17 protein-coding genes and 1 tRNA gene are annotated in these 23224 nt (G+C 66.9%); 5 read left to right on the top strand and 13 right to left on the bottom strand.

The window, feature by feature from the left end:
- Nucleotides 1-4 precede the first annotated feature (4 nt).
- Together ilvD and FRZ61_RS10120 are read right to left on the bottom strand one after the other, a co-directional pair.
- Nucleotides 5-1726, bottom strand: a complete 1722-nt coding sequence (gene ilvD / locus FRZ61_RS10125) for a dihydroxy-acid dehydratase (RefSeq protein ID WP_151117164.1) — start codon at nucleotides 1724-1726, stop codon at nucleotides 5-7.
- 124 nt (nucleotides 1727-1850) lie between these two features.
- Complete coding sequence (locus tag FRZ61_RS10120; RefSeq protein ID WP_151117162.1) at nucleotides 1851-2510, bottom strand: hypothetical protein; 660 nt, start codon at nucleotides 2508-2510, stop codon at nucleotides 1851-1853.
- A 125-nt stretch (nucleotides 2511-2635) separates the two neighbouring features.
- Between FRZ61_RS10120 and FRZ61_RS10115 the strand changes: the two genes are divergently transcribed.
- The gene (locus FRZ61_RS10115) at nucleotides 2636-3877 is read left to right on the top strand and encodes an aminotransferase class V-fold PLP-dependent enzyme (protein WP_151117160.1); all 1242 of its coding nucleotides are present in this window, start codon (nucleotides 2636-2638) and stop codon (nucleotides 3875-3877) included.
- A 102-nt stretch (nucleotides 3878-3979) separates the two neighbouring features.
- Here the strand turns inward: FRZ61_RS10115 and FRZ61_RS10110 are convergent, their stop codons facing one another.
- The 3 genes from FRZ61_RS10110 to FRZ61_RS10100 all read right to left on the bottom strand — a co-directional run bounded on the left by FRZ61_RS10110 (nucleotide 3980) and on the right by FRZ61_RS10100 (nucleotide 8525).
- On the bottom strand, nucleotides 3980-6625 hold the full coding sequence (locus FRZ61_RS10110) for a valine--tRNA ligase (RefSeq protein WP_151117158.1): 2646 nt from the start codon (nucleotides 6623-6625) through the stop codon (nucleotides 3980-3982).
- 210 nt (nucleotides 6626-6835) lie between these two features.
- A complete protein-coding gene (locus FRZ61_RS26880) occupies nucleotides 6836-7681 on the bottom strand; it encodes a DUF2497 domain-containing protein (protein ID WP_151117155.1) in 846 nt (281 codons plus the stop codon).
- A gap of 193 nt (nucleotides 7682-7874) precedes the next feature.
- Nucleotides 7875-8525, bottom strand: a complete 651-nt coding sequence (locus FRZ61_RS10100; protein WP_151117153.1) for a protein-L-isoaspartate O-methyltransferase family protein — start codon at nucleotides 8523-8525, stop codon at nucleotides 7875-7877.
- Nucleotides 8526-8757: 232 nt separating this feature from the next.
- Between FRZ61_RS10100 and FRZ61_RS10095 the strand changes: the two genes are divergently transcribed.
- The 4 genes from FRZ61_RS10095 (at nucleotide 8758) to FRZ61_RS10080 (ending at nucleotide 12452) form a co-directional block, all read left to right on the top strand.
- Nucleotides 8758-8831 (top strand) — tRNA-Cys (locus tag FRZ61_RS10095).
- Between the two features lie 160 nt (nucleotides 8832-8991).
- A complete protein-coding gene (locus FRZ61_RS10090; RefSeq protein WP_151117151.1) occupies nucleotides 8992-9738 on the top strand; it encodes a class I SAM-dependent methyltransferase in 747 nt (248 codons plus the stop codon).
- A gap of 195 nt (nucleotides 9739-9933) precedes the next feature.
- A complete protein-coding gene (locus FRZ61_RS10085) occupies nucleotides 9934-11058 on the top strand; it encodes a glycosyltransferase family 4 protein (RefSeq protein ID WP_225309201.1) in 1125 nt (374 codons plus the stop codon).
- Complete coding sequence (locus FRZ61_RS10080) at nucleotides 11055-12452, top strand: O-antigen ligase family protein (RefSeq protein WP_151117147.1); 1398 nt, start codon at nucleotides 11055-11057, stop codon at nucleotides 12450-12452. Before FRZ61_RS10085 ends, FRZ61_RS10080 begins: the two co-directional genes overlap by 4 nt.
- Here FRZ61_RS10080 and FRZ61_RS10075 read toward each other — a convergent pair.
- The 8 genes from FRZ61_RS10075 to FRZ61_RS10040 all read right to left on the bottom strand — a co-directional run bounded on the left by FRZ61_RS10075 (nucleotide 12446) and on the right by FRZ61_RS10040 (nucleotide 23189).
- Nucleotides 12446-13480: a glycosyltransferase family A protein gene (locus FRZ61_RS10075; protein WP_151117145.1), complete on the bottom strand. Its 1035-nt coding sequence runs from the start codon at nucleotides 13478-13480 to the stop codon at nucleotides 12446-12448. The genes FRZ61_RS10080 and FRZ61_RS10075 overlap by 7 nt on opposite strands.
- A 122-nt stretch (nucleotides 13481-13602) precedes the next feature.
- Nucleotides 13603-14394 (bottom strand): M48 family metalloprotease, encoded by a 792-nt coding sequence (locus tag FRZ61_RS10070; RefSeq protein WP_151117143.1) that lies wholly within the window; start codon nucleotides 14392-14394, stop codon nucleotides 13603-13605.
- A gap of 134 nt (nucleotides 14395-14528) precedes the next feature.
- The gene (locus tag FRZ61_RS10065; RefSeq protein ID WP_151117141.1) at nucleotides 14529-15950 is read right to left on the bottom strand and encodes an ATP-binding protein; all 1422 of its coding nucleotides are present in this window, start codon (nucleotides 15948-15950) and stop codon (nucleotides 14529-14531) included.
- A 376-nt stretch (nucleotides 15951-16326) separates the two neighbouring features.
- Nucleotides 16327-17742 carry a TolC family outer membrane protein gene (locus FRZ61_RS10060; RefSeq protein ID WP_191909381.1) on the bottom strand — a complete coding sequence of 472 codons (1416 nt, stop codon included), beginning with the start codon at nucleotides 17740-17742 and terminating at the stop codon, nucleotides 16327-16329.
- A gap of 449 nt (nucleotides 17743-18191) precedes the next feature.
- Nucleotides 18192-19526 (bottom strand): HlyD family type I secretion periplasmic adaptor subunit, encoded by a 1335-nt coding sequence (locus FRZ61_RS10055; protein WP_151117137.1) that lies wholly within the window; start codon nucleotides 19524-19526, stop codon nucleotides 18192-18194.
- A gap of 20 nt (nucleotides 19527-19546) precedes the next feature.
- On the bottom strand, nucleotides 19547-21724 hold the full coding sequence (locus tag FRZ61_RS10050) for a type I secretion system permease/ATPase (protein WP_151117135.1): 2178 nt from the start codon (nucleotides 21722-21724) through the stop codon (nucleotides 19547-19549).
- Between the two features lie 393 nt (nucleotides 21725-22117).
- Nucleotides 22118-22444 carry a hypothetical protein gene (locus FRZ61_RS10045; protein WP_151117133.1) on the bottom strand — a complete coding sequence of 109 codons (327 nt, stop codon included), beginning with the start codon at nucleotides 22442-22444 and terminating at the stop codon, nucleotides 22118-22120.
- A 187-nt stretch (nucleotides 22445-22631) separates the two neighbouring features.
- The gene (locus FRZ61_RS10040; protein WP_191909380.1) at nucleotides 22632-23189 is read right to left on the bottom strand and encodes a ribbon-helix-helix domain-containing protein; all 558 of its coding nucleotides are present in this window, start codon (nucleotides 23187-23189) and stop codon (nucleotides 22632-22634) included.
- Nucleotides 23190-23224 lie beyond the last annotated feature (35 nt).

Genomic DNA, 23224 nt, shown 5'->3' with positions numbered 1-23224 from the left:
CGGCTCAGATGTCCGCGAAGCTGTGGGTCTCGGCCTTGCCGCCGGGATGGCAGACGGCGCCCTTCTCGGCGTCGCCCACGGTCTGGGCATAGCGCCAGATGGCACCGGACTGGTAGTCGTGGCGGCGCGGCTTCCAGCTCTTCTTGCGCGCCGCCAGCTCGGCATCGCTGAGGGCGACGCTGAGGACACCCGCCACCGCGTCGATGGTGATCACATCGCCATCCTTGAGCAGGCCGATCGGTCCGCCGACCGCGGCCTCGGGGCCGACATGGCCGATGCAGAAGCCGCGCGTGGCGCCCGAGAAGCGCCCGTCGGTGATGAGCGCCAGCTTGTCGCCCATGCCCTGGCCGTAGAGGGCGGCCGTCGTCGCCAGCATCTCGCGCATGCCGGGGCCGCCGCGCGGGCCCTCATAGCGGATCACCAGCACCTCGCCCTCCTTGTAGCGGCGCTCCTGCACCGCCTTGAAGCAATCCTCCTCGCAGTCGAAGCAGCGGGCGGGGCCGGTGAACTGCTGCTTCTTCATGCCGGCGACCTTCACGATGGCCCCCTGCGGCGCCAGGTTGCCCTTCAGCCCCACCACGCCGCCGGTCGGCGAGAGCGGCGCCGAGGTCGGCAGGATCACGTCCTGGTTCTTGGGGAACTCCACCGCGGCGAGGTTCTCCGCCACGGTCTTGCCGGTGACGGTGATGCAGTCGCCATGGAGGTAGCCGCCATCCAGCAGCGCCTTCATCAGGATCGGCACGCCGCCGATCTCGTACATATCCTTGGCGACATAGCGTCCGCCCGGCTTGAGATCGGCGATATAGGGCGTCTTGCGGAAGATTTCGCAGACATCGTGGAGATCGAACTCGATGCCGGCCTCGTGCGCGATCGCCGGCAGATGCAGACCGGCATTGGTCGAGCCGCCCGAGGCCGCCACCACCATCGCGGCGTTCTCCAGCGCCTTGCGGGTGACGATGTCGCGGGGACGGAGCTGGCTCTTGATGAGATCCATCACCGTCTGGCCGGAAGCCTCGGCATAGGCGTCGCGCGAGTCATAGGGCGCCGGCGCGCCCGCCGAGCCCGGGATGGCGAGGCCGATCGCCTCGGAGACGCAGGCCATGGTGTTGGCGGTGAACTGCCCGCCGCAGGAGCCCGCCGAAGGACAGGCGACGCATTCGAGCTCGTGCAGGTCCTTGTCGTCGATCTTGTGCGCCGCATGGGCGCCGACCGCCTCGAACACGTCCTGCACGGTGACGTCCTTGCCGCGGAACCGGCCGGGCAGGATCGAGCCGCCATACATGAAGACCGAGGGCACGTTGAGGCGCACCATCGCCATCATCAGGCCCGGCAGCGACTTGTCGCAGCCCGCGAGGCCGACCAGCGCGTCGTAGCAATGGCCGCGCATGGTGAGCTCGACCGAATCCGCGATCACCTCGCGGCTCACCAGCGAGGATTTCATGCCGGCATGGCCCATGGCGATGCCGTCGGTCACGGTGATGGTGGTGAACTCGCGCGGCGTGCCGCCGCCCGCCTTCACGCCCTTCTTCACCGCCTGCGCCTGGCGCATCAGCGCGATGTTGCAGGGCGCCGCCTCGTTCCAGGTCGTCGCCACACCGACGAAGGGCTGGGCGATCTCCTTCTCGGTCATGCCCATCGCATAGTAGTAGGACCGATGCGGTGCGCTCTGGGGACCGACGGAGACGTAGCGGCTGGGCAGCTTGCTCTTGTCGAATGTCGCGGTCATGGGGGCAGGCCTTCGCTCTGGGTGAACCTTGCTCTCTCAAGGGCTTGCGTGCGTCACCTTACCGGCGCCCCGGAAGCCTCGCCAGCCCCCAGAGGCCGCAATCCAGCCCTGCGCCGGGATCGGGTCAGGGCGCCGCTTCGGGTCGCTGCGCCAGCATCGGATGCGGCCACGCGGCCGGCTGTGCCGGCTCTTCACGCGGCGGCAGCGCCGCGGTGGGCGGCGACAGATCCTGGATCAGAAGGATCCGCCAGGCCGGGGTCTCGTCGGTGATGAGGAAATGGAAATCCGCCGCGGCGCCGGGCGGAACCTCGCCATCCTCGAAGGCCAGGCCGTCATAAGGCTCGTCGATGACGCGGGCCTGATGGAAGGTGCTGGATTCGACCGTGCGCCCTGTGGCGGCCTGCCCGAAGGAAAGCCCGTCGCCATAGGGGCTGGCATAGCGCTCGTTCTCGCGCAGCTCCATCCGGAAATCATGCCAGGGCTGGTTCCCGACATTCCGCACCAGCTTGGTCATGGCAAAGCCGGTCAGATGCTGGGTGCCGCAGCGATTGCCGAATTCGGGCCTGAGGCCGGTGATCAGCAGGATGGCCGGCCCCTGGCCGCCGATCTCTTCCACCACGACGAAGGGATCCTCGAGACGTCCGGTGCCGGTGACGGAGACGAGCCGGAAGCCGCCCAGCTCGTCGCTGAAGGTCAACCCTTCGCGGGTGAAGGAGGCCGCGCCCGCCGCCGCCATGGGCGCCAGGACCAGGCACAACAGCGAAAGCCCGACCAGCCCACGCATGCCGCCATCATCGGGCGGCCCCGCGCGCGCGTAAAGATGGCGACCGGGAAGCCCGCTCCCTTGACCCTGCGCGAAGCGGCCCGCTAGCCTCGCCCGCCCTCCTTTTCCAGACAAAGTCCCTCTCCATGACCCGCCCCCTCCTCGACCTGGATTTCGTGCGCCGCCAATTTCCGCCGCTCGGCAATGGCTGGATCATGCTGGAGAACGCCGGCGGCTCCTATGTGCCGCAGAGCGTGATCGACCGCGTCACCGCTTATATGCGCGAGGTCCAGATCCAGCCGAGCTGGGATTTCGGCCCCTCGGCCGATGCCGCGGCGCGCATCGCGGCCGGCCGCCGGCAGATGGCGGAGATGATCAACGCCGAGCCCGAGGAAGTCTCGATCGGCCCCTCCACCACGCTCAATGTCTTTCTGCTGATGCAGGCGATCCGGCATTGGTTCCGGCCCGGCGACGAGGTCATCGTCACCAACCAGGATCATGAGGCCAATATCGGCGCCTGGCGGCGGCTCGCCGACGACGGCGTGGTGATCCGCGAATGGCAGATCGATCCGGTCACGGGCGAGCTCGACGAAACGGCTCTCGAGCGGCTGCTGGGGCCGCGCACGCGCCTCGTCTGCTTCACCCACTGCTCCAACATCGTCGCCACGATCCATGACGTGGCGCGGCTGGCCCGACGCATTCATCAGGCGGGCGCGCTGGTCATGGTCGACGGCGTCGCCTGCGCGCCGCACCGCCATGTCGACGTCAAGGCGCTCGACGTCGATTTCTACGCCTTCAGCCTCTACAAGGTGTTCGGTCCGCATCAGGGCCTGCTCTATGGCAAGCGCGAGCATCTGCTGAAGGCCCGCGGCCTCAATCACTTCTTCATCGGCGAGGACGAGATCCCGCTGAAGCTCCTGCCCGGCGGCGTCAACCACGAGTTCACCGCCGGCCTGACGGGCATCGCCGATTATTTCGATGCGCTCTACGCCCATCATTTCAAGACGCCGGAGAACAGCTTCCTGGCCCGCGCGCGGCGCGTCTACGAGCTCATCGCCCGGCACGAGGAAGCGCTCGCCAACCAGACGCTCGATTTCCTGCGCGAACGGAAGAAAGTGCGCCTCATCGGCCAGGCGCGCGCCGACGGCAGGCGGGCGCCCACGATCTCCTTCACGGTCGAGGGCATGAGCTCGCGCCGGATCGCGGAGGCGCTCAACGCGCGGAAGATCGCGATCGGCTATGGTGATTTCTACGCCAAGCGCTGCATCGACGCGCTGGGCACGGCGCCTCAGGACGGCGTCGTGCGCATCGGGCTCGCCCACTACAACAGCGCGGACGAACTTGCCCGTGCGCTCGAGGCGCTGGACAGCGTGATCGCGAAGGGATAACGGCCCCCAATCGTCATCCCCGCGAAAGCGGGGATCCAACTTTCAGTTCATGGTGCTGGATCAACATGGATCCCCGCTTTCGCGGGGATGACCGTTAAGGGGTCAGAGCCCCGCCAGCCGCTCCAGCGCGCCCTTGAGCTGGCGCTGGGACTGTTGGCCCTCGGCCAGGCGCTCGCGCTGCTCCTCGATCACCTCGGGCGGCGCCTTGGCGACGAAATCGGCGCTGCCGAGCTTCTTCTCGATCTTCACGATCTCGCCCTCGGTCTTCGCCAGCTCCTTCGACAAGCGCGCCTTCTCCTTGGCGACGTCGATCAGCCCCGCGAGCGGCAGGACGAAGACCGCTTCCTCGATCGGGATCTGGACGGCGCCCTTGGGCGGCGCACCGGTCAGGGGATCGATCTGGCTCACCCGCGCCAGCCGGCGGATCAGCTCGCCATAGGTCTCGAGCCGCTTCGCCGTGGCGGTGCTGGCGCCCTGCACCAGCATGGGCGGCTGGGCGGCGGGCGCCAGGTTCATCTCGGCGCGAACGGCGCGGATCTCCGAGATCAGGCGGACCACCCCGTCGAGCTCGGCCATCGCCTCGGCATCGCTCATGGCCGCAGGATAGTCCGGCCAGTTCGCGCGGATGAGCTCGCCCTTGCCGCCGAGCTGCGACCAGATCTCCTCGGTGATGAAGGGCATCAGCGGATGCAGCAGATGGCAGATCTGACCCAGCACCCAGGCGGCGGTCGCCCGCGTCTCGGCAGTCGCGACCGCGTCGCTGCCGCCGAAGATCGGCTTGGCGAATTCGAGATACCAGTCGCAGAACTGGCCCCAGGTGAACTGGTAGAGGCTGTTGGCGGCGTCGTTGAAGCGATAGCCGGCCAGCGCCGTCTCGAACTCCGCTTTCGCCGCCGCGAGCCGGCCCAGAATCCAGCGATTGACCTTCTGCCGGGCGCTCCGCGGGTCGAAGGAAAGATCGAGCTGGGCGCCGTTCATCTGGCAGAAGCGCGTGGCGTTCCAGAGCTTGGTCGCAAAGTTGCGATAGCCCTCGACACGGGACTCCGCGAGCTTGACGTCACGGCCGGGTGCGGCCAGCGCCGCCAGCGTGAAGCGCAGCGCATCGCAGCCATATTTGTCGATCAGCTCGAGGGGATCGATGATGTTCCCCTTGGATTTCGACATCTTCTGCCCGTGCTGGTCGCGCACCAGCGCATGGATATAGACCGTGCGGAACGGCACATCCTTCATGAAGTGCAGGCCCAGCATCATCATCCGCGCGACCCAGAAGAAGATGATGTCGAAGCCGGTCACCAGCACGTCGCCCGGGTAGTAGCGCTTCAGCTCCGGCGTCTGGTCGGGCCAGCCCAGCGTCGAGAACGGCCAGAGGCCGGAGGAGAACCAGGTGTCGAGCACGTCCTCATCGCGCTTGAGCGGGACATCCTTGCCGTAGGTGCGCCTGGCCTCGGCCTTGGCCTCCGCCTCTTCCTCGGCGACGAACACCTTGCCGTCGGGTCCGTACCAGGCCGGAATCTGATGGCCCCACCAGAGCTGGCGCGAGACGCACCAGGGCTGGATGTTGCGCATCCATTCGAAATAGGTCTTGGTCCACTGCTCCGGCACGAACTTGGTGCGGCCCTGCTCGACCGCGGCGATCGCGGGCTTGGCGAGGGTGACGGCGTCGACATACCACTGGTCGGTGAGCCAGGGCTCGATCACCACGCCGGAACGATCGCCATAGGGCATCGTCATGCCGCGGTCCTCGATCTTCTCCAGGAGGCCCAGCGCCTCGATCTCGGCCACGACCTTCTTGCGCGCCTCGTAGCGGTCGAGGCCGCGATAGGCCTCGGGCGCGTTCCCGTTCAGCTTCGCGTCGGCATCGAAGATGTTGATGCGCTCGAGATCGTGCCGGCGGCCGACCTCGAAATCGTTGAAGTCGTGGGCCGGCGTGATCTTGACGGCGCCGCTGCCGGTCTCGGGATCGGCATACTCGTCGGCGACGATCCTGATCTTGCGGCCGACGATCGGCAGGATCGCATGCTTGCCGACCAGGTCCTTGTAGCGCTCGTCATCGGGATGAACGGCGACGCCACTGTCGCCCAGCATGGTCTCGGGGCGCGTGGTCGCCACCACGATGAAGCGCCCCTCCTCGCCCTCGATCGGATATTTGATGTGCCAGAGATGACCCTTCACCTCGCGCTGCTCGACCTCGAGGTCCGAGATCGCGGTATGCAGCTTGGGATCCCAATTGACGAGGCGCTTGTCGCGATAGAGCAGCCCCTGGCGATAGAGCTCGACGAAGACCTTCCGCACCGCGCGGCTGAGGCCCTCGTCCATGGTGAAGCGTTCCTTGGCCCAGTCGGCCGAGGCGCCCAGGCGGCGGAGCTGCCGGGTGATGGTGCTGCCGGACTCCGCTTTCCACTCCCAGACCTTCTCGACGAACTTCTCGCGGCCCAGATCGCGGCGATGGATGCCTTTGGCCTCGAGCTGACGCTCCACCACCATCTGGGTAGCGATGCCGGCATGATCCGTGCCCGGCTGCCAGAGCGCGTCGCGTCCGCGCATCCGCTCGTAGCGGATCAGCACGTCCTGCAGGGTGAAGGTCAGCGCATGGCCCATATGCAGGCTGCCGGTGACGTTCGGCGGCGGCATCATGATGGTGTAGGGCTTGGCGTTCGAATTCGTGTCCGCGGCGAAGGCACCTTCGGCTTCCCAGCGGGCATAGTGCCTGGCCTCGACCTCGGCGGGGTTGAAGGTCTTATCGAGCATGGTCGGGGCGTTTCCTTGATTGACGGGATCGAGGCAGGGCGGGCCCGGCCGGGAGCGGGCCGATACGGGACGAAGGCAGGGGATTAGCCCCCGACAGGGGTCGGACGCAACCCCTCGCGGCGCCGCGGGAAGGGGCGCGCGAAGCCGGGAATCTCGGCAGGGTTAACGAAACCCGCGCCCGCCGGACGGTCGGTCCGGCCGCGGCCGGCGCTAGCCCCTGCTGCCGAGCGAGCGTTCGACCAGCCGCGCGATCTCTTCGCGCACGATCCGCTCCACCAGCCCCGGCAGGTTGGTATCGAGCCATTCGCGCAGATGCGCCTCGAGCCGTTCCCGCATGATCTGGTCGACCATGCGGCGGCCTTCCTCGGTGAAGCCGCGGCCGGGCTGAACCACCTGCGCCAATACCGACAGGGCCGCCGAGGACGCGATCTCGGTCGCCTCGGACATCAGGCGGCTGCTCCCCGCCAGGGAGGGCTGGGGCGTCGGGCGGGAGGGTGTCACGGGCGGTGGCGGTGTCACGGAAATCTCCAGGGCCTCGCCCGGGTGCTCTATCTCAGGTTCGGCTTCAGGCTCAGGCTCGGGTTCAGGCTCCGGCTCGGGAACCGGCTCCGGTTCGGGCTCTGGCTCGGGCAATGGCGCGGCTGTTACCGGCGGCGGCACGGGCGCCGGGGGTGGAACGGGTTCCGGGGGCGGCACCGGGGCGGCCTTGGGCACGGGCGCCATGGCAGGTGTTGCAGCCGCGGGCGGCGGGGCGACCGGCTCGAGGGCCGTTTCCGGCTCGGCCAGGCTCGGCGCCGCCACTTCCTCGACCAGTTCCAGCGGTTCCGGCTCGGCCGGCTCCTCCTCGGGCGCAACCTCGGTCAGTTCCAGGACATCGTCTGCATCGGCCGCAGGCTCGGCCGCGGGTGGCTCCGCCTTGAGCGCGACCGGCTCGGGCTCGGCCGCCGGTGGCTCCGCGGTGTCCCCGGCCCGCTTCCCGTCTTCCGAGATGATGCGGCGGATGGAGGAGAGAATCTCCTCCATGGTCGGTTCTTGCGCGCCACGGGCCTGATTCATGGGGGGCTCCTTACCGCGCGTCATTGCACGGGACTGGCAAGTCTTCGGCCGTAAACAGTTAATTTACCATAAAACGCAACATGCCCCAGGCAAAACGGCACGGGCGGCGGCCGGCAACCCAGCGACCTTGAAACTATAGAGACCATCGCGGCCGAGTCCGGGAAGCCCCCGGCAGCCCGGCAGCCCGTCGGTCTTAGAACACGAAACTGGGCGCCTTGGCGAAGCCCGGCAGGCGCGGCACCGAGCAATCGAACACCACCCGATGGGCCAGGCCGGCCTCGGTCCGGGTCGCCAGCACGGCGCGACCGGGGCCGTCCGCCTGCAGCACCGTCACCAGCCGGCCGCCCACCCCGAGCTGCCGGGCGATCACATCGGGGATCTCCTCGATCGAGCCGTCGAAGAGAATGACGTCATAGGGCGCCTGGCCCGGATGACCCGCATTCAAGGGCCCGCGGACCAGGCTCACATTGGTGGCATCGAGCTCCGCCAGCAGCTCCTGGGCCTTCTGCGCCAACGCGGCGTCGCTCTCGACCGCCACGACACTTGCCGCCAGGCGCGCCATGACCGCCGCCGAATAGCCGTTGCCGCAGCCGATGACGAGAGCCAGGTCGGTCGCCTTGATCTCGGCCAGCTGGAGGAGCCGGCCCAGCACCATCGGTTCCATCAGGTAACGGCCCGGCGCGATCTGCAGATCCTCGTCGAGATAGGCCACGCTCTTGAGGGCGCGGGGCACGAAGAGCTCGCGCGGCACCTCGCCCATGGCCTCGAGCACGGTCTCATCGGTGATCTTGTTGGTGCGCAGCTGGCTTTCCACCATGCGCCGGCGCAGGGCCGTGTAATCCATGAATTCCTCTCCCGACCTGTCGCGCTCCCCCTGCTGGAATCGGCGGAACCGGCTTCCCGCGGGGCGCGGCCGCCTGCGGATATACAATGGCGCCGGGGGCCGAGACAATCTGCCCGAGGAGCGCCGTCCCGCAGCCCCACCCCATGCCTTGACCCTGCCCGGGCCCATCGCTAAACATCGCGGTCCGCCCGGTGGGGCGCCCGCAGCGCCGGGCGCACCCCCGGATGCCTCCGGCCCGGTGGCAGAGTGGCTATGCAGAGGACTGCAAATCCTCGTACATCGGTTCGATTCCGGTCCGGGCCTCCAGATCCATCGGAAATCCCGCAAAGAAGCTCGCCGCGCGACTTGGCAGCGAAACACGGGATAATAGGCCGGCCGGCTCGAACGGCCGGCATCCGCGGGCCTCGCCAGCCGGACAAGATGAGCCCTGCGAGCCTCCCCGGCTCTCTATGGCAGGAAATGGGGTATGGCCGAGGACCTTCCCGAGGATCTCCTGGAGCGAAAGAAAATCGCCAGCTCGGTGCCGGGCCATCAACCCCAGACATCGGCTTGCTTCCACGCCGATCTGTACAGACGAATCCTCGAAAATCGACACAAGGGGCAAGGTATCGTCGAGGTCGGATGCTTTTCCGGGGGTTCGACGATCGTGCTGGGGCATCTCTGCGAGCAGCTGGGTTGGCCCTTCCATGTCATCGACATAAACCAGGCCTACATCGATCTGACGAAAACAGTCCTCGATCGTGTCGGCGATCGCTCGGCGCCGATCTTCTTCGCCGGGACGCTCAAGGAATTTGCGCAAGCTCATCGGCTCGACTATCGGATCAATACGATCCTCATCGACGCCAATCACGACTATGAATTCGTCCGCAAGGACATCCAATCGATATACAGCCTCAATCGCCGACCGCATTTCGCGGCCTTTCACGATTACAGCTTGCGAAGCTCCAATCCGGCGCACGGAAATATCCGTGTCGACCGGGCCATTCACGACAGCTGGGGCGCGCGCCTGCCACTCGAACGAATCGGCATTCAGTTCGGCCCCGACCCCGCGCCCAGCCGACAACGGCCTTCGCCCAGCGGTTCCTACTGGGAGGCGAACGGCAGCGAAGCCGTGATGATCGCGCTGGCCGATGTCGGATTGCCGGCCGATCTTGGCCTTTTGCGGCGTTTGCGTATCATGGCGAATTGGCGTGACAAGGTCGCCAGCCGCTAGCGCTCGTGGCTTGCGGAAGCTCGTTCGGGCTCGCTTCGAATTCCGTCATGACCTTTTCCGTTCCTGACCCGCCGGATGCATCTCGACCCGCGAGGCCGTGCGATTTCATGACTTGTCTCAGCCCCGACCAGGACAACCGTCGCTGTCTCGATGCGCCTCCGCCGGTCGGTGCGACGCAGGAAAGCGGGCGCGCCCGTGTCATCTGAAGCGGCGAACCCGCATTTCGGCTCCGCGCGCGCGGCCGTGTCCGATCCGGAGCTGATCGTCACCAATCTCCACCGGAACTATACCGGCGTCTCGACCACGATCGGCGTCCTCCTGCCGCTGCAGGCAGACCGTCACCGGCTCTGGCTGGTCGGAAAGCCTCTGCCGGATTTCCGCTCGGCGCATTCCCTGCTGGCGGCGCTCGCCGCCTCGCGCCGCCCGCCCGCGGGCCGGCCATTCCGCATCTGGCATGTGCGGCGGAATGTCGAGCTGCAGGTCGCCTGGCTCGCCCGCGATCTGCTGCGGCTTCCCATCCGGATCGTCTTCACGTCGGTGGCGCAGCATGTGCACTCCTTCTGGCCGCGCTTCCTGATCGCCCAGGCCGATGCCGTCATCGCCACCTCGAAGCGCGCGGCGAGCCTCAGGCCCAACGTGGCGGGGATCGTGCCGCACGGCGTCGATACGCGGTTCTTCCGGCCGCCGGCCGATCGCGCACAGGAATGGGCGGAGACCCGTTTGCCGGGCCGCTACGGCATCGGCATCCTCGGACGCGTGCGCCGCGGCAAGGGCACGGACCTCTTCGTCGAGGCGATGCTGCGGCTCCTTCCCCGCTTTCCCGACTTCACCGCGGTGATCGTCGGTCCCTGCAAGATCCGAGACCGGGCCTTCAAGGCCGGGCTTGTCGCCCGGATCGAAGCCGCCGGCCTCTCGTCGCGCATCCGCTTCCTGGGCGAGGTGGAATGGGCCGAGATCCCGGCCTGGTACCGCCGCCTGTCGATCGTCGTGGCCGCGGCCCGCTACGAGCCCTATGGCGTGACGATCCTCGAGGCGATGGCGTCGGGTGCCGCGGTGGTCGCGACCCGCACGGGCAACTACGAGGCGATGATCGAGGAAGACCGGAACGGCTTCCTCGCCGAGCCGGGCGACGCCGACAGCCTGACGGCGGCCCTCGAGAAGGTGATGTCGCAGCCCGACCGGCTGCCCGCCATGAGCGCCGTCAGCCGCCAGCGCGCGACCACCCTGTTTCCGCTCGAAGGCGAAGCCGACGGCATCTCGAAGGTGTATGAGACCCTCTGGCAAGGTAAAGACCTGCGCCCGGCAGCGAGCGGCCCTTGAGCGGATCCTGGAGCCTCTTCACCGCGACGGGTGCGCTCGAGCCGAGGGTGATCGAGCGGGCCGCGCCGGCATCGCTGGCGCTGATCCTGCTTTATGCCGCGTGCCTCGCCATCGGGAACGGGCCGGGCAATGTGCTGCTGGCGATCCTCGGCATCTCCGCCCTGCCCTCCCTTCTGCTTCGTCCCGAGCTGCGCCGCCGGCCGATCGTCGTCTTCTCGGCGCTCGTTATCCTCTACCTGCTGGCCATGGCGCTGCGGGCCGAGCTGGACGGTGCTCCGGGGAAGCATTTCCGCGCCGTCGACAACTACGCCTTCTTCGCCTACGTGCCCTTCGTCGCGGTCCATGTGGCGATCGCGCTGCGCTATCGGATCGGATTCGAGCGGCTCTGCTGTCTCGTCGTCGCCGGCCTGGTCGCGGGTGCGGCTGCGCGGCTGTTCTGGGATGCCAACTGGCAGGCCGGCGCGGCCTTGTTCGACAGCTATCAGTGGGGCGGCGGCGGCAAGAACCGGAATTACCTCTCGATCGAAGCAGGACTGACGGTGCTGGCGAGCGGCTCGCTCCTGGTCATGACCCTGATCCAGGGCCGGTGGCACCCGGCCCTGCGTCTCCTCGGCGGCGTCGCCCTCGCGGTCATCTGCGTCCTCGCCTTTCTCGCACTGCTCGAGATGAAGAGCCGGACCAACTGGATCGCCGCGGCGATCGCCATGACGGTCTGGCTGGCGGTGCTGGTCGCCGGCCTGCTTCGCCACAGCCGGCGGCGGCGCGCGATCGCAGCCGCCGTGGTCCTGGCCTTCGCCGCTCTCATCGCGGCCGGGCTCGCCGCCTTCTCGGGCCAGATCGCGTCGCGCTTCTCCGATAATGGGGGCGTCGCCGCCAATATCGGCCTGTTCGCCCGGATCTTCGCCGGCGAGATCGACCCCGCCTCGACCGATCTTCATGGCTACGACCCGCGCGCCTACATCTACGTCGCCGCCGGCAAGCTGATCGCGGAGAAGCCCTGGTTCGGCTGGGGAACCGACCTGGCACCGCTGGTGAACCAGTCCGTCGATGCCAGCGTGCAAGGCGCGCGCAGCCATTTCCACAACGCCTATCTCGAGTTCCTGGTCGGGCTCGGCATCGTCGGCACGATCCTGATCGCGGCGCATCTGCTCGCGATCGTCGTCGCCTGCCGGCGGCCGAACGCTCCGCCGCTCGACCTCGAGGCCGGCGCGGTGCTGGCGGCCCTGCTCGCGGGCAGCTTGACCTATATCGCCGTCGTGGGTTTCGCCGAAAGCGCCAACCGGGTGGAGCTGATCACCCAGACCTTGATCCTGGTCTTCGCCGTGCTGCTCGGCCGTGGAAGCCTCGGCGAGGCGATGGCAAGCCTTCCCGGCTCCGCCCGTTCCGCTCAGTAGCCCTGGACCTTGCGATATTGCTCGGGCAGCGCGCTCAGCGCGCCGCGCAGGAAGCCCACGCCTCGTCCCGCCATGCGCGCGGCGCCGATGACGAGCGGGGCACCCAGGGAAGGCCCCAGCAGGCTCGCCACGATGCCCACGGGGAACAGCAGGCTCGCGCCCAGGAGCGAAAGCGCCGCCTCCGGGATCGCGCGCGCCAGCACGGGGCCGAACCCGCGCAGGCTCCGGCGTTGATAGCCGCGCACCATGCCGGAATGCATGCGCCGCAAAAACTGATAGCGCAGCGTCAGCCGCTCGGCCGGCAGCGTCTCCGTGACCAGGGACGCCATCTCATAGACGGTCCTGGCACCGGCGGCACGGATGGCGCGATCCATGGCGGTGTCCGAGCCGCCCGAATGGGCGAACCGGCTGTCGAAGCGAAGGCCCCGCTCCCTGAGCCAGGGCAGATCCACGCACCAGTTGGCGGTGGTGATCACGGTCCGGTCGAGCTTCTCGCGGCGGGCCCTCGCCCGCCAGCGGAGGCGGCGGTGCGAGCTGGCGACGAGCCCGCGGCAGACGAAGCGCCGCCAGGCGCCGACCGGTTCTTCCGGCGGGCCGAAGAGAATGGGACCGCCGGCAAATTGCGCGCTCTCCCGGCGCAGCGCCGCGAGCAGGGCCGCGAGCCAGCCCGGCTCGGGGATGGAATCGTCGTCGATGAAAGCCAGCCATTTTCCCTGCAGCGCGGCGGCCGCGTCGATCGCGCGATTTCGGACCGCGGGAATCCCCGGTTGCGGCTCCAGCTCATAATCGATCCGGACGGCGCCGGCGGCCGCTATCTCGGCGACGACCGGCCGCGCGCTGCCGGCCGGGTCGTTATCGACCACCAGAAACGCCACCGAGGTCCCGGGCGGTGTCCGCGCCGCGAGGCAGGCCTTGAGACAGCGGGCGAGCATGCGCGGCCGCCGGCGCGTGGTGACCGCCACGACGACGCGCTCGGCCGAAGGCAGCGCCTCGATCGGCGTCTTTGCGGTAGTGGCTCTGATGCCCATGAAGCGTCGTCCGGCAGCGGCAGCGGCTCGCCCCGTTATAACGCGGCCATCCGGTCGGAAGTTAGCGCCAAAGAAGCCGGGACGGATTTCGTCGTGTCGATGCCGGGAGACGGTTTCCGCCGCTACTCCTGCGGCAGCTTGTCGGGGCTGGCCTCGACCTCGGCGATCGCTTTTTCCCAGGAGGCGATCCGCTCGGGGCCTGCCGGGTGGGTATCGAACATCGAGGCGTGGGTCTTGCCGTCCAGCTTGGCGAGGACCACGAAGAGGCGGCCGGCCTTCTCCAGATCGTAGTCGGCGCGCGCCAGCAGATAGGCGGAAAGCAGATCCGCCTCGCGTTCCTGCTCCTTGGAATAGGAAAGTGCGCCGATCGAAGCGCCCAGCCCCATCGAATCGTTCAAGGCCTGCTGGTCCTGATAGCCCGTCGCGATCTGCGCGCCGGTCATGAGAATCGCGCCGATGATCATGCCGATGGTGGCGTTCTCCTTCTTCTCCTCGACATGCTGCGCGATCTCGTGACCCATCTCGTGCCCGATCACCGCCGCCATCTCGTCCTCCGTATCGAGATACTCCATCAGACCACGGAAGATCTCGATGCGGGTGCCGTCCGTCTGAGCATTGACGGTGTCATCGGCGACATAGACCACATTGAAGCTGCAACGCGGCGCCTCGGCATAAGCGCAGAGACCCGGCGCTGCCGCTTCCAGTCGGCTGGCGATGCGGCTCACCATCGCCCGGTTTTCTTCGGCGCTTCTGATATGCCGCGGCAGAGCATCGGCACTGGCCCCGCCGCCTGCGACGGTCAGCGAGGCACGATCGACATCGGCATCGCTGATCTGCGGCAGCTGGAACTGCGCGCCGGCACAGCCGGCCAGCATCGAGGCCGAAAACAGCGCAACAATGGGGCCGATCCGCATGACCTCGCCTCCGCCAGCTCGCGCGCGACGATACTACTACTTTTACGGGATATAAGGTCAATAGCCGTCCCGCTTCCATAGTCATGATTACCGGAAACAGGGGAAACGCCTGCAACCTTAAGGCGCAGACGGCCTCAGGCGGCCAATGCAGCCGCGCCGCGGTGCAGCCGGATCCGGACGCAGGTGCCGCCGGTTGCCCGGCGCGAAATCTCGATCTTTCCGCCCTGCATCTCCACGAAATGCCGGGCGATGGTGAGGCCGAGCCCCAGTCCGCCATGCTCGCGCGTATCCGAGGCATCGCGCTGCCAGAAGGGCCGGAAGGCCGCTTCGCTGGTTTCGGCCTCGATGCCGGGGCCCTGGTCGAGGATCGTCAGCTCGACCATGTCCGCCGCCGCGATCGCCTGGATCTCGATCAGGCTGTCGCGCGGCCCGAACTTCGACGCGTTACCCAGGACGTGGATCAGCGCCTGGCGCAACAGCTTCGCGTCGCCATGGATCATGAGGCCGTCATCCAGCTTGCGCTCGATCCGCTGCCGCTTCTCGTTGACGGCCGGCTCGAGGAAGCCGGTGACCTCTTGCAGGAGGGCGGCCAGGGAGAACTCCCGCAGCTCGGCCTCGAACCCGGCGCCGTCGATGCGGGCGGCGGTCAGCACGTCGTTGATGATCTCCAGGAGCCGCTCGCCGGAAGCGCGGATCATCTGCACATATTCCCGCGTCGTGCCGGAAGGCTCCGCCGGTCCCTGCATCAGCAGGAGATCGGAGAAGCCGATCACCGCATTGAGCGGCGTGCGCAGCTCGTGGCTGATATTGGCCATGAACTGCGACTTGGCGCGGCCGAAGGCCTCGGCCCGTTCGAGGGCCGCCATATATTCGCCGTTTCGCCGCTCGAGCTGCGCCGCGAGCTCCGACAGCTTGGTGTTGGCCGCGCGCAGCTCCCGTTCGTGGGTCCGCAGATCCTCCTGCGATCGCCGCGACCGGTCGGTCTCGATGATGATGATGGCGAAGATCGGTACCGTGAGCGTCACCGCGATGATTTGCGGCAGGGCTCCGGCGCCGATGAGCGTCAGCGCCGTCGACCAGTCGTTCGTGACGAACGAAGCGGCCGGACCGGCGATCCCCACCAGACCGCCCAGCAGCAGGAGCTGGAAGATCCGGCGGCGCCCTTCCCGCCGGCGCATCGTCATCAGGACGGCGACGGCCGCCAGATAACAGAGGCCGATCGAGACCAGCCCCGTCGTGGCGACCGGTCCCCCGACCGCGAGCCGGGTCAGCGCCGCTGCGACCGCCGTCAGGAAGCCCGCCGCGGGGCCGCCGAAAAGGGTGCTGAGGGCGATCATGGTCGCGCGGATGTCGATGCGAAGACCAGGCAGGGCTTCGGTCGGCTGCAGCAGGGCCAGAATCGCCAGCACGGCGAAACCGGCGCCCCAGATCAGGATACGGCGGCCCGGCGGCATGGCGTCGACGACCGAGCGCTGCCAGCCGATCCACAGACAGAAGAGGCCCATGATCGAGGCGTGCAAGACGACGTGGTAGATGCCCGACAGCACGCCGCTCATGGCCTTTGCGGGATGAACCGCTCCTTCTTCGCTCTGGTCGCCGCCTGCTCCGCCGGTCGTGCCGGAACAGCCTGGGGCCGGACGACGGCGGAATGACGATTCCGATCATTTCGCGCATTCGCTTCAAAACCCCTAACAGGGGTCAAGATTTATCCATTAGAAGCAAGCGCTTATCCCTCCATGGGGCGGCATGGAAGGAGACGCGGCGAAGGCGGGAGCGATTTTTGCGGCGCAAAAGGAAAATCCCCCGGATCGGGGGATCCGGGGGACCAGTGTAGGCCGGCCGCTGGCGTGAGTGGGGGTACCGGGCCGGTTTCTGCCCCGGGCCCGACAGTGTTGAGGCCGTCGGGCCCGTTGGCGAGATTGTGTCCTAGCCTCAGTCGAAGGTCGGGACGACCGACGTCTCCGGCTTGGTGACGTTGAGCGCTTTGGTCAGCACGCCCATCGTCGCCAGGAGACGGTAGCTCGCGGTCATCTCCGCGTAGGTCGCCGTCACCAAGGCATCGCGATTGAGGAACAGCTCGTTGTCGGCGTCCAACAGATCGAGCAGGCCGCGCTGGCCGATGTCGAACTGCTGACGGTAGATGTCGCGGGTATTGCGCGACGCCTCGACGCTGCGCTGCAGGATCTCGACGTTCGAACGGGCGGTCTGGATCGCGTTCCAGGCCACCTTCGCGTCCTCGGCAACCTGGCGCTCATTGACGAGCAGCTGGTCGGTCGCTTCGGTCAGGCGGTGCTTGAACTCATGGATGCGAGCCGTATCCGCACCACCGCGATAGAGGTTCCAACGGGCCACCACCAGCGCCGAGGCATCCTGGTCGCTGCGGCTGGTGCCGCCGGCGTTGATGTTGTTGTTGGCGGACAGCTCGAGGCGAACATCCGGCCAGTAGGAGGCCTGCTGCTGCTCGACATCGTGAGCCGCGACTTCCACGTCGGCGCGGGAGAAGCCGACCGTCGGGCTGTTGGCGATCGACTGCGCCACCGCGTCCTCGAGGCTCTGCGGCAGCATGTCGGTCGGCACCGTCGGCACCGTCAGGGAGTCGGGCGTCTGTCCGACCGTCTTCATGAACGCGTATTCGGCATCGGCCAGATCGCCGCGGATCTGCGTCAGGGCCGCTTCGGACGAAGCCAAGCGGGCTTCGGCCTGGCGAACGTCGGCGATGTTGCCGCCGCCCGACTGCGCACGCAGCTGCACGTCCGACAGCGTGCTGCGATGGACCGCCACGTTGTCCTCGGAGATCGCCAGACGCTCGCGGTTACGCAGAACGTCGATATAGGCGCGGACCGCATCGAGCGACACGTCTTCCGAGGTCTCGCTGACGCGATTGGCCGCCGACTTCACGCGCGACTGCTGCCGGGCGACTTCGCTGTCGGCGAAGTGACCGTCGAAGATCAGCTGGCTGATCGTCAGCGACTGGTCGGAGCGCGGCTGAAGGCGCCCTTCCTCGTAGCCGTTGTTGTTCGTCGTGTTGTTGTTCGCCCATTCCGGGCCGCCGTCCAAGCGGACGTCGACCTGCGGATAATAGAGGGCTTCGCCCTGGCGCAGTTCCTGATCGACCGCTTTGCGATCGTTCGATACGACGCCGACGCGCGGGTTCGTCGAAACGGCGAGCGCCGCCGCTTCCTCGAGCGTGATCGCCCTGGCGTTATCGGACATGGCAAACAATGCCGACGCCGCGACAGCAGCGAGCAGAAGAATCTTCCGTTGCTTCATTGGATTCAGGCCCCCACACCTGGTCATATGGTCGGGAGCTTGCCGGTTGAACCCGGCGCACCAGCCCCCATCGATCATGGCCCTCGTCGCGAATCGCGAACCGAGCCCCCTCCCGTCGGTCAGACGGGTATGCCCGATAATTACCATTACCTATTTACAAATGCACGCCCTTTTAGCGGCAGCACAATCGAAGAAAGCGCTGCATGTCCCTTAGAATGACCAATAATAAAGTTTTGAGGCAGGCGGGCCGGTGCATTTTCCGACGCGCTGTGGCGGTGGCGCCATAGTGCCAACAGGGGAAATATTCTTTCCTAACAAGGCACCAGCCCTGGCACGGCTCGGACCGCCCCCGACTCGTCGGGGGACCGCCCGATTCCGGCACCCGATGGCCGGCCGGCCGACCCGCTTTCCTAGGAAATTATGCAGCCATGGACCCCGGCCGCGGGGGGTAACCCCCAAGGCCCGACATCGAGACGGGTCCGTTCGCCGATGCGAAACGGGCGGGGCCCCCGGCCCCGCCCTCGCGCTCAGCGTTCGCGCAGAGCCGTATCGCGGGCCCGCATGACCGGCGCCAGCAGATATTCCAGCACCGTCTTGTGGCCGGTGAGGATGTCCACCGAGGCGGTCATGCCGGGGATGATCGGCAGCGGCTTTTCGGCGGTGCCGAGGAAGTTCTTGTCCGTGCGCAGACGGATGCGGAAGAAGTGCTCGCCCTTCTCGTTCTGGATCGTGTCGGCGCTGATGTCCTCCACGACCGCGTCGAGGCCGCCATAGGTCGAGAAGTCGTAGGCCGTGACCTTGATGACGGCCGCCTGCTTCGGGCGGATGAAAGCGATGTCGGAGGGACGGATCTGCGCCTCGACCAGGAGCGTATCCTCGATCGGCGTGATCTCGACCAGGTTCTGGCCGGGCTGGATGACGCCGCCGATGGTGCGGATCTTGATCTCCTTGATGGTGCCGTGGACCGGCGAGCGCACCTCGGTGCGGGTGACGCGGTCCTGGTTGGCATTCATCTCCTCGGTGGTGGCCGCGAGCTCGAGCTTGGCCTTGGTCAGATCCTGCGACGCGTCGGTCTTGAAGGTGACGATGCGCTCGTTGAGACGCTTGCGGGCCTCTTCGACCGCGGCCTCGGCGCGGGGCCGCGCCAGATCGGCCGCATTGATATCGGACTTGAGGTCGTTGACCTGGCGCTCGAGACGCAGCAGGTCGACCTGCGAGACGACGCCCTGCGCCGCCAGGGGCCGGGTGATGTCGAGCTCCTTCTGGGCGAGCCCGAAGGAATTGCGCAGATTGTCGGCCTTGCCGCGCAGCTCGGCCAGCTCCTGCTGGCGCTGGGCCAGCTGGTCCTGAAGAATGGCGAGCTGCGACTGGAGCTGCTGCTGGCGGATGGTGAAGAGCGCCATCTCCGAGCGCGCCACGTCCGGCGCGCCCTGCAGAAGGTCGTCCGGGAACTTGATCCCTTCCGGATCGGTGGCGCCGGCGATCTCCGCCTCGAGGCGGGCCACCGTCGACAGGCCGCTGAAATAACGCTGCTTCAGCTCGCGCAGACGCGATTCGGCAACGGTGTTGTCGATGCGCATCAGCACCTGGCCCTTCTCGACGATCTGGCCCTCGTTGGTGAGGACCTCGGCCAGGATGCCGCCTTCGAGGTTCTGGATGACCTGGGTCTGGCCGGAGGGAACGACGCGGCCCTCGCCGCGGGTGACCTCGTCGAGCACGGCCTGATCCGCCCAGACCAGGAAGGAAATGACGATCACGAAGACCATGCCCAGCAGCACATGGGCAAAGCGTCGCGTTACGCGGCGATCGATCTCGGAAGGATCGATCCAGTCGTCGTAACGTTGCAGCGCGGTGGAAGCCATCTTGATATTCCCTTCGGATCTCAGCCTTCGGCGGCCTTGACGCGGCCCTTCATCAACGCATCGAGCACGCCGGCCTTCGGACCGTCGGCCACGACCTTGCCGCCGTCGATCACGATGAGGCGGTCGACCAGCGAGAGCATGGAGTTGCGGTGGGTGACCAGCAGCAGGGTCTTGCCGGGCAGGATCTGCTGCAAGCGGTTCTTGAAGGTGGTCTCGGTGCTGTTGTCCATGTGGCTGGTCGGCTCGTCGAAGACCAGCACGGTCGGATTCATCAGGAGCGAGCGGGCGATCGCGATCGCCTGGCGCTGGCCGCCCGAGAGATAGCGGCCGTTCTCGCCGACCTGCATGTCATAGCCATGCGGATGGCTGCGCACGAACTCGTCCACGCCGGCGACGGTGGCCGCCCGCAGCACCGAGGCCTCGTCCACATAGGGCGCGCCGATGCCGATATTGTCCTTCACCGAGCCGAAGAAGAGATGCGCGTCCTGCAGCACGCAGCCGATGTTGCGGCGCAGGTCGGCGGGATCGAGCTGGCGGATGTCGGTGCCGTCGATCAGCACCGCGCCCTCTTCCGGCTCGAACAGGCCCATCACCAGCCGCTCGATCGTGGTCTTGCCCGAGCCGATGCGCCCGACGATGGCGACGCGTTCGCCCGGCTGGATCTTGAAGGAGATGGAATCCAGCGCCTTGGTTTCCTGCCCCGGATAGCGGAACGAGACGTCGCGGAACTCGACCGCGCCCTCGACATGCGGGCGGCGCAGGAAGTCCTTGCCCAGCGGCCGCTCGACCGGGAGGGTCATCAGCTTGTTGAGGCCCTTGAGCGAGCTCCAGGACTGGTTGAGGCGCACCATCATGCCGGCGATCTGGCCGAGCGGCGCCATGGCGCGGCCGACCAGCATCGAGGTCGCCACCATGGCGCCCATGGTCATCTCGCCCTCGGCGGTGCGGTAGACGCCCCAGATGATCGTGGCCAGCGTGGTGAACTGCAGCGAGAGCGAGACGAAATTGACCGAGATCGCCGACCAGAACCGCGCCTTGGTCGAGGTCGTGGCCAGCGCGTCGACGAACCCGTCCCAGTCGCGCTGGCGGTGGCCTTCGGCCGACGCCACCTTGATCGTGTCCAGGCCCGCGATCGTCTCGACCAGGACCGCATGTTTCTGCGCGCCCTGGCGATAGGCCTTCTCCGACGCTTTGCGCATCGGGATCTGCACCATCATGCTGACCGCGATCACCACCGGGATCATGACCAGCGGCACGATGGCGATGGGGCCCGCGATGAGCGAGATCACGAAGATGAAGAGGAACAGGAACGGCAGGTCGACGATGGCGGCGAGCGAGGCGGAGGTGAAGAAATCGCGCAGCGGCTCGAAGCCCTGGATGTAGTTGGCGAAGGCACCCGAGGACTGCGGCGCCGAATCCATGCGGATGCCGAGGACCTGGCCGAAGATGCGCGCCGAGATCTGGCGATCCAGCGCCTTGCCCGTGCGCTCGAGGAAGTAGCCGCGCAGCGTGCGCATGATGAAATCGAAGCAGTAGGCCGCGGAGACGCCGATCGCCAGCACCCACAGGGTGTCGAAGGCGCGGTTCGGGACGACGCGGTTATAGACCGACATCACGAAGACCGGCGAGATCACGGCAAAGATGTTCAGCAGCAGCGAGGCGATGATCACCTCGACATAGATCGTCGAGAAGCCGCGCACCGAGCCCCAGAACCAGCTGCCCTGCTGCTCGATCGAAATGTCGCCGGAGCGCGCGTCGAGACGGATCTTCGGGCGCGCGATGATGCAGCTGCCGCTGTAGAGATCCTCGAGCGTCGCGATCGAGACGCGCTTGCTGCCGTCGATGTTGTCGGTGGTGACGATTTCGGCGAACTCGCCGTCTCGGCGCAGCAGCACGCAGGCCTGCTTGTCCTTCAGCAGCAGAACGCAAGGCAGCGCCAGGTCCGGGATCGACGGCAGCGCGCGCTTGGAAACGTTGGCGGCAAGCCCGATGCGCTCGGCGGCCTTCAGGAACAGGGGCGGCGTCAGCCCGCCGGCGGCGACGGGAAGGCCGGCGGCCAGGGCGGCGGGAGACCGCGGTGCACCATAGAGGCGCGACAGGATGACGAGGGTCTGGAGGAGAGGATCGTCGCGTTCAACCGGGCCCGAATACTCGACAGGCACGGCCGCTTCTGGGGCTTTCTGAACCGCCGAATCCATCTGAACTATCCTTGTTTTACTGGTCGCCCCAATCTGCCGGTCGCGTCTTAGATTATCGTTAATTGTGACCGCTCTGTGGCCGACAAGAGCGCAGCCTTATATCGGAGTTGCCGCCCTCGCGGAAGGGAGATCGGTCCCGGCCCGAGAATTCGGCAGCCGCCCTAAGGCACTAGCGTAAAACAATGGCAATCCGACGAGCCCGCCCGGGCCTTTGTCGCGGGTTGCGCCAGCAAGGGCCGGACAAGATTACATTCCCGTCATACCCCGCTACGGCGCCTCGTCGGCATCGCGGGCGGTCAGCAGAAAGAAGGCCCGCGATGAAACATCGCTGCCGCGCCATGAAAACGGAAGAGAAAGCCCGGTACTTCCCGCAAGCGGGAACGTCCCCTGAGATCAACCGGCGTGGGTTGCGATCGTGATCTCGACTTCCGGCGAGTAATACAGACGCATCCCGCCTTCGAACGTAAAGAACGAAAGCCCGTTGACGTCGGTACCGTCGGCGGTGAGATGGCTGTCCGCGATGCCGCTCTCGGAGATCTGAAGATCGGTCACGATGTTCAGATGCAGCTGGCCCTGCGGGCTCACCACCACGATCTCGCCATTGGCGTCGGGCAGCAGATCGTTGAGGGAGAGCGTGATGTGGTCGGCATCGGGACCCGCCGCCGGCGCCGTGGGCGCCGCGGTGAGTTTCAGATCGCCGCTGTCATCGACGATAGTCATGACCATCCGCTCCTGTCCCCTGCTCTCCTCCTCAGGCGCAAGAATCCTGAAAAGGCGTTTAGGGTTTACACGTCATTAAATCCTAAGGGAGAGGGGAGCGGGTTTCAACAGAATTTAGCGCAAATTTGTCGCATCTGGCAGCCCTGCCGGGGACTTAGCCGCGGGGACAGGTCCCGTGCCGGGGCCGTTAACCAGGTCCCCGGTCGACCAGGATGAGGAAGGAGGACCCCCCGACCGGGTCGATCACCCCCGGGCAGATATTGGCCCGCGCCGTCACCACCCGCCCCGGGCGCAGATACACGATCCGCCCCTGGTAGACGTGGTGCGCCCCATTCTCAAATTCCTGCAATATTTTATCCAGCGGTATCTGAGATTTAATCTGGATGTAGTGGCCGATCATGCGGCCGATGAGGGCGGTCGCGTCGACGCCCAGCCATTGCACGGCCGCCTGGTTGGCGCGTTGGATCGACTGGTTGTGGGAGACCATCAGGGTCGGGCTCGGGCAGGCATCGACGATCAGGCCCAGGGGCACCCCCTGGTTGGTCAGGCTGCGCTCCTCCAGCTCGCCCTCAACTCGATTTAACTGCTCCAATGTCTTGGAAAGGCAGTAGGATCTGATCGCCGCGGTGAGATTGACCTCTTCCGTGGCGCCGCGCGCGACATGGCCGATGAGCTGATTGAGCCGCAAGCCCTGCTGCTGCGACAGGTCCTCGAGCCGCTCCCACCAGATCGGCTCGAGCTTCACGGAATAGCGCCGGCCTTCAAATTGAACAATTCGAT

Origin of the sequence: Hypericibacter adhaerens (genome assembly GCF_008728835.1) — a bacterium.
Classification (GTDB): domain Bacteria; phylum Pseudomonadota; class Alphaproteobacteria; order Dongiales; family Dongiaceae; genus Hypericibacter; species Hypericibacter adhaerens.
This window is presented reverse-complemented; position numbering and strand designations above follow the sequence as displayed.

Excerpts from the sequence above, each read along its gene's own strand:
- ilvD (WP_151117164.1), bottom strand. The coding sequence starts at position 1,726 with ATGACCGCGACATTCGACAAGAGCAAGCTGCCCAGCCGCTACGTCTCC.
- FRZ61_RS10120 (WP_151117162.1), bottom strand. The coding sequence starts at position 2,510 with ATGCGTGGGCTGGTCGGGCTTTCGCTGTTGTGCCTGGTCCTGGCGCCC.
- FRZ61_RS10115 (WP_151117160.1), top strand. The coding sequence starts at position 2,636 with ATGACCCGCCCCCTCCTCGACCTGGATTTCGTGCGCCGCCAATTTCCG.
- FRZ61_RS10110 (WP_151117158.1), bottom strand. The coding sequence starts at position 6,625 with ATGCTCGATAAGACCTTCAACCCCGCCGAGGTCGAGGCCAGGCACTAT.
- FRZ61_RS26880 (WP_151117155.1), bottom strand. The coding sequence starts at position 7,681 with ATGAATCAGGCCCGTGGCGCGCAAGAACCGACCATGGAGGAGATTCTC.
- FRZ61_RS10100 (WP_151117153.1), bottom strand. The coding sequence starts at position 8,525 with ATGGATTACACGGCCCTGCGCCGGCGCATGGTGGAAAGCCAGCTGCGC.
- FRZ61_RS10090 (WP_151117151.1), top strand. The coding sequence starts at position 8,992 with ATGGCCGAGGACCTTCCCGAGGATCTCCTGGAGCGAAAGAAAATCGCC.
- FRZ61_RS10075 (WP_151117145.1), bottom strand. The coding sequence starts at position 13,480 with ATGGGCATCAGAGCCACTACCGCAAAGACGCCGATCGAGGCGCTGCCT.
- FRZ61_RS10070 (WP_151117143.1), bottom strand. The coding sequence starts at position 14,394 with ATGCGGATCGGCCCCATTGTTGCGCTGTTTTCGGCCTCGATGCTGGCC.
- FRZ61_RS10065 (WP_151117141.1), bottom strand. The coding sequence starts at position 15,950 with ATGAGCGGCGTGCTGTCGGGCATCTACCACGTCGTCTTGCACGCCTCG.
- FRZ61_RS10060 (WP_191909381.1), bottom strand. The coding sequence starts at position 17,742 with ATGATCGATGGGGGCTGGTGCGCCGGGTTCAACCGGCAAGCTCCCGAC.
- FRZ61_RS10055 (WP_151117137.1), bottom strand. The coding sequence starts at position 19,526 with ATGGCTTCCACCGCGCTGCAACGTTACGACGACTGGATCGATCCTTCC.
- FRZ61_RS10050 (WP_151117135.1), bottom strand. The coding sequence starts at position 21,724 with ATGGATTCGGCGGTTCAGAAAGCCCCAGAAGCGGCCGTGCCTGTCGAG.
- FRZ61_RS10045 (WP_151117133.1), bottom strand. The coding sequence starts at position 22,444 with ATGACTATCGTCGATGACAGCGGCGATCTGAAACTCACCGCGGCGCCC.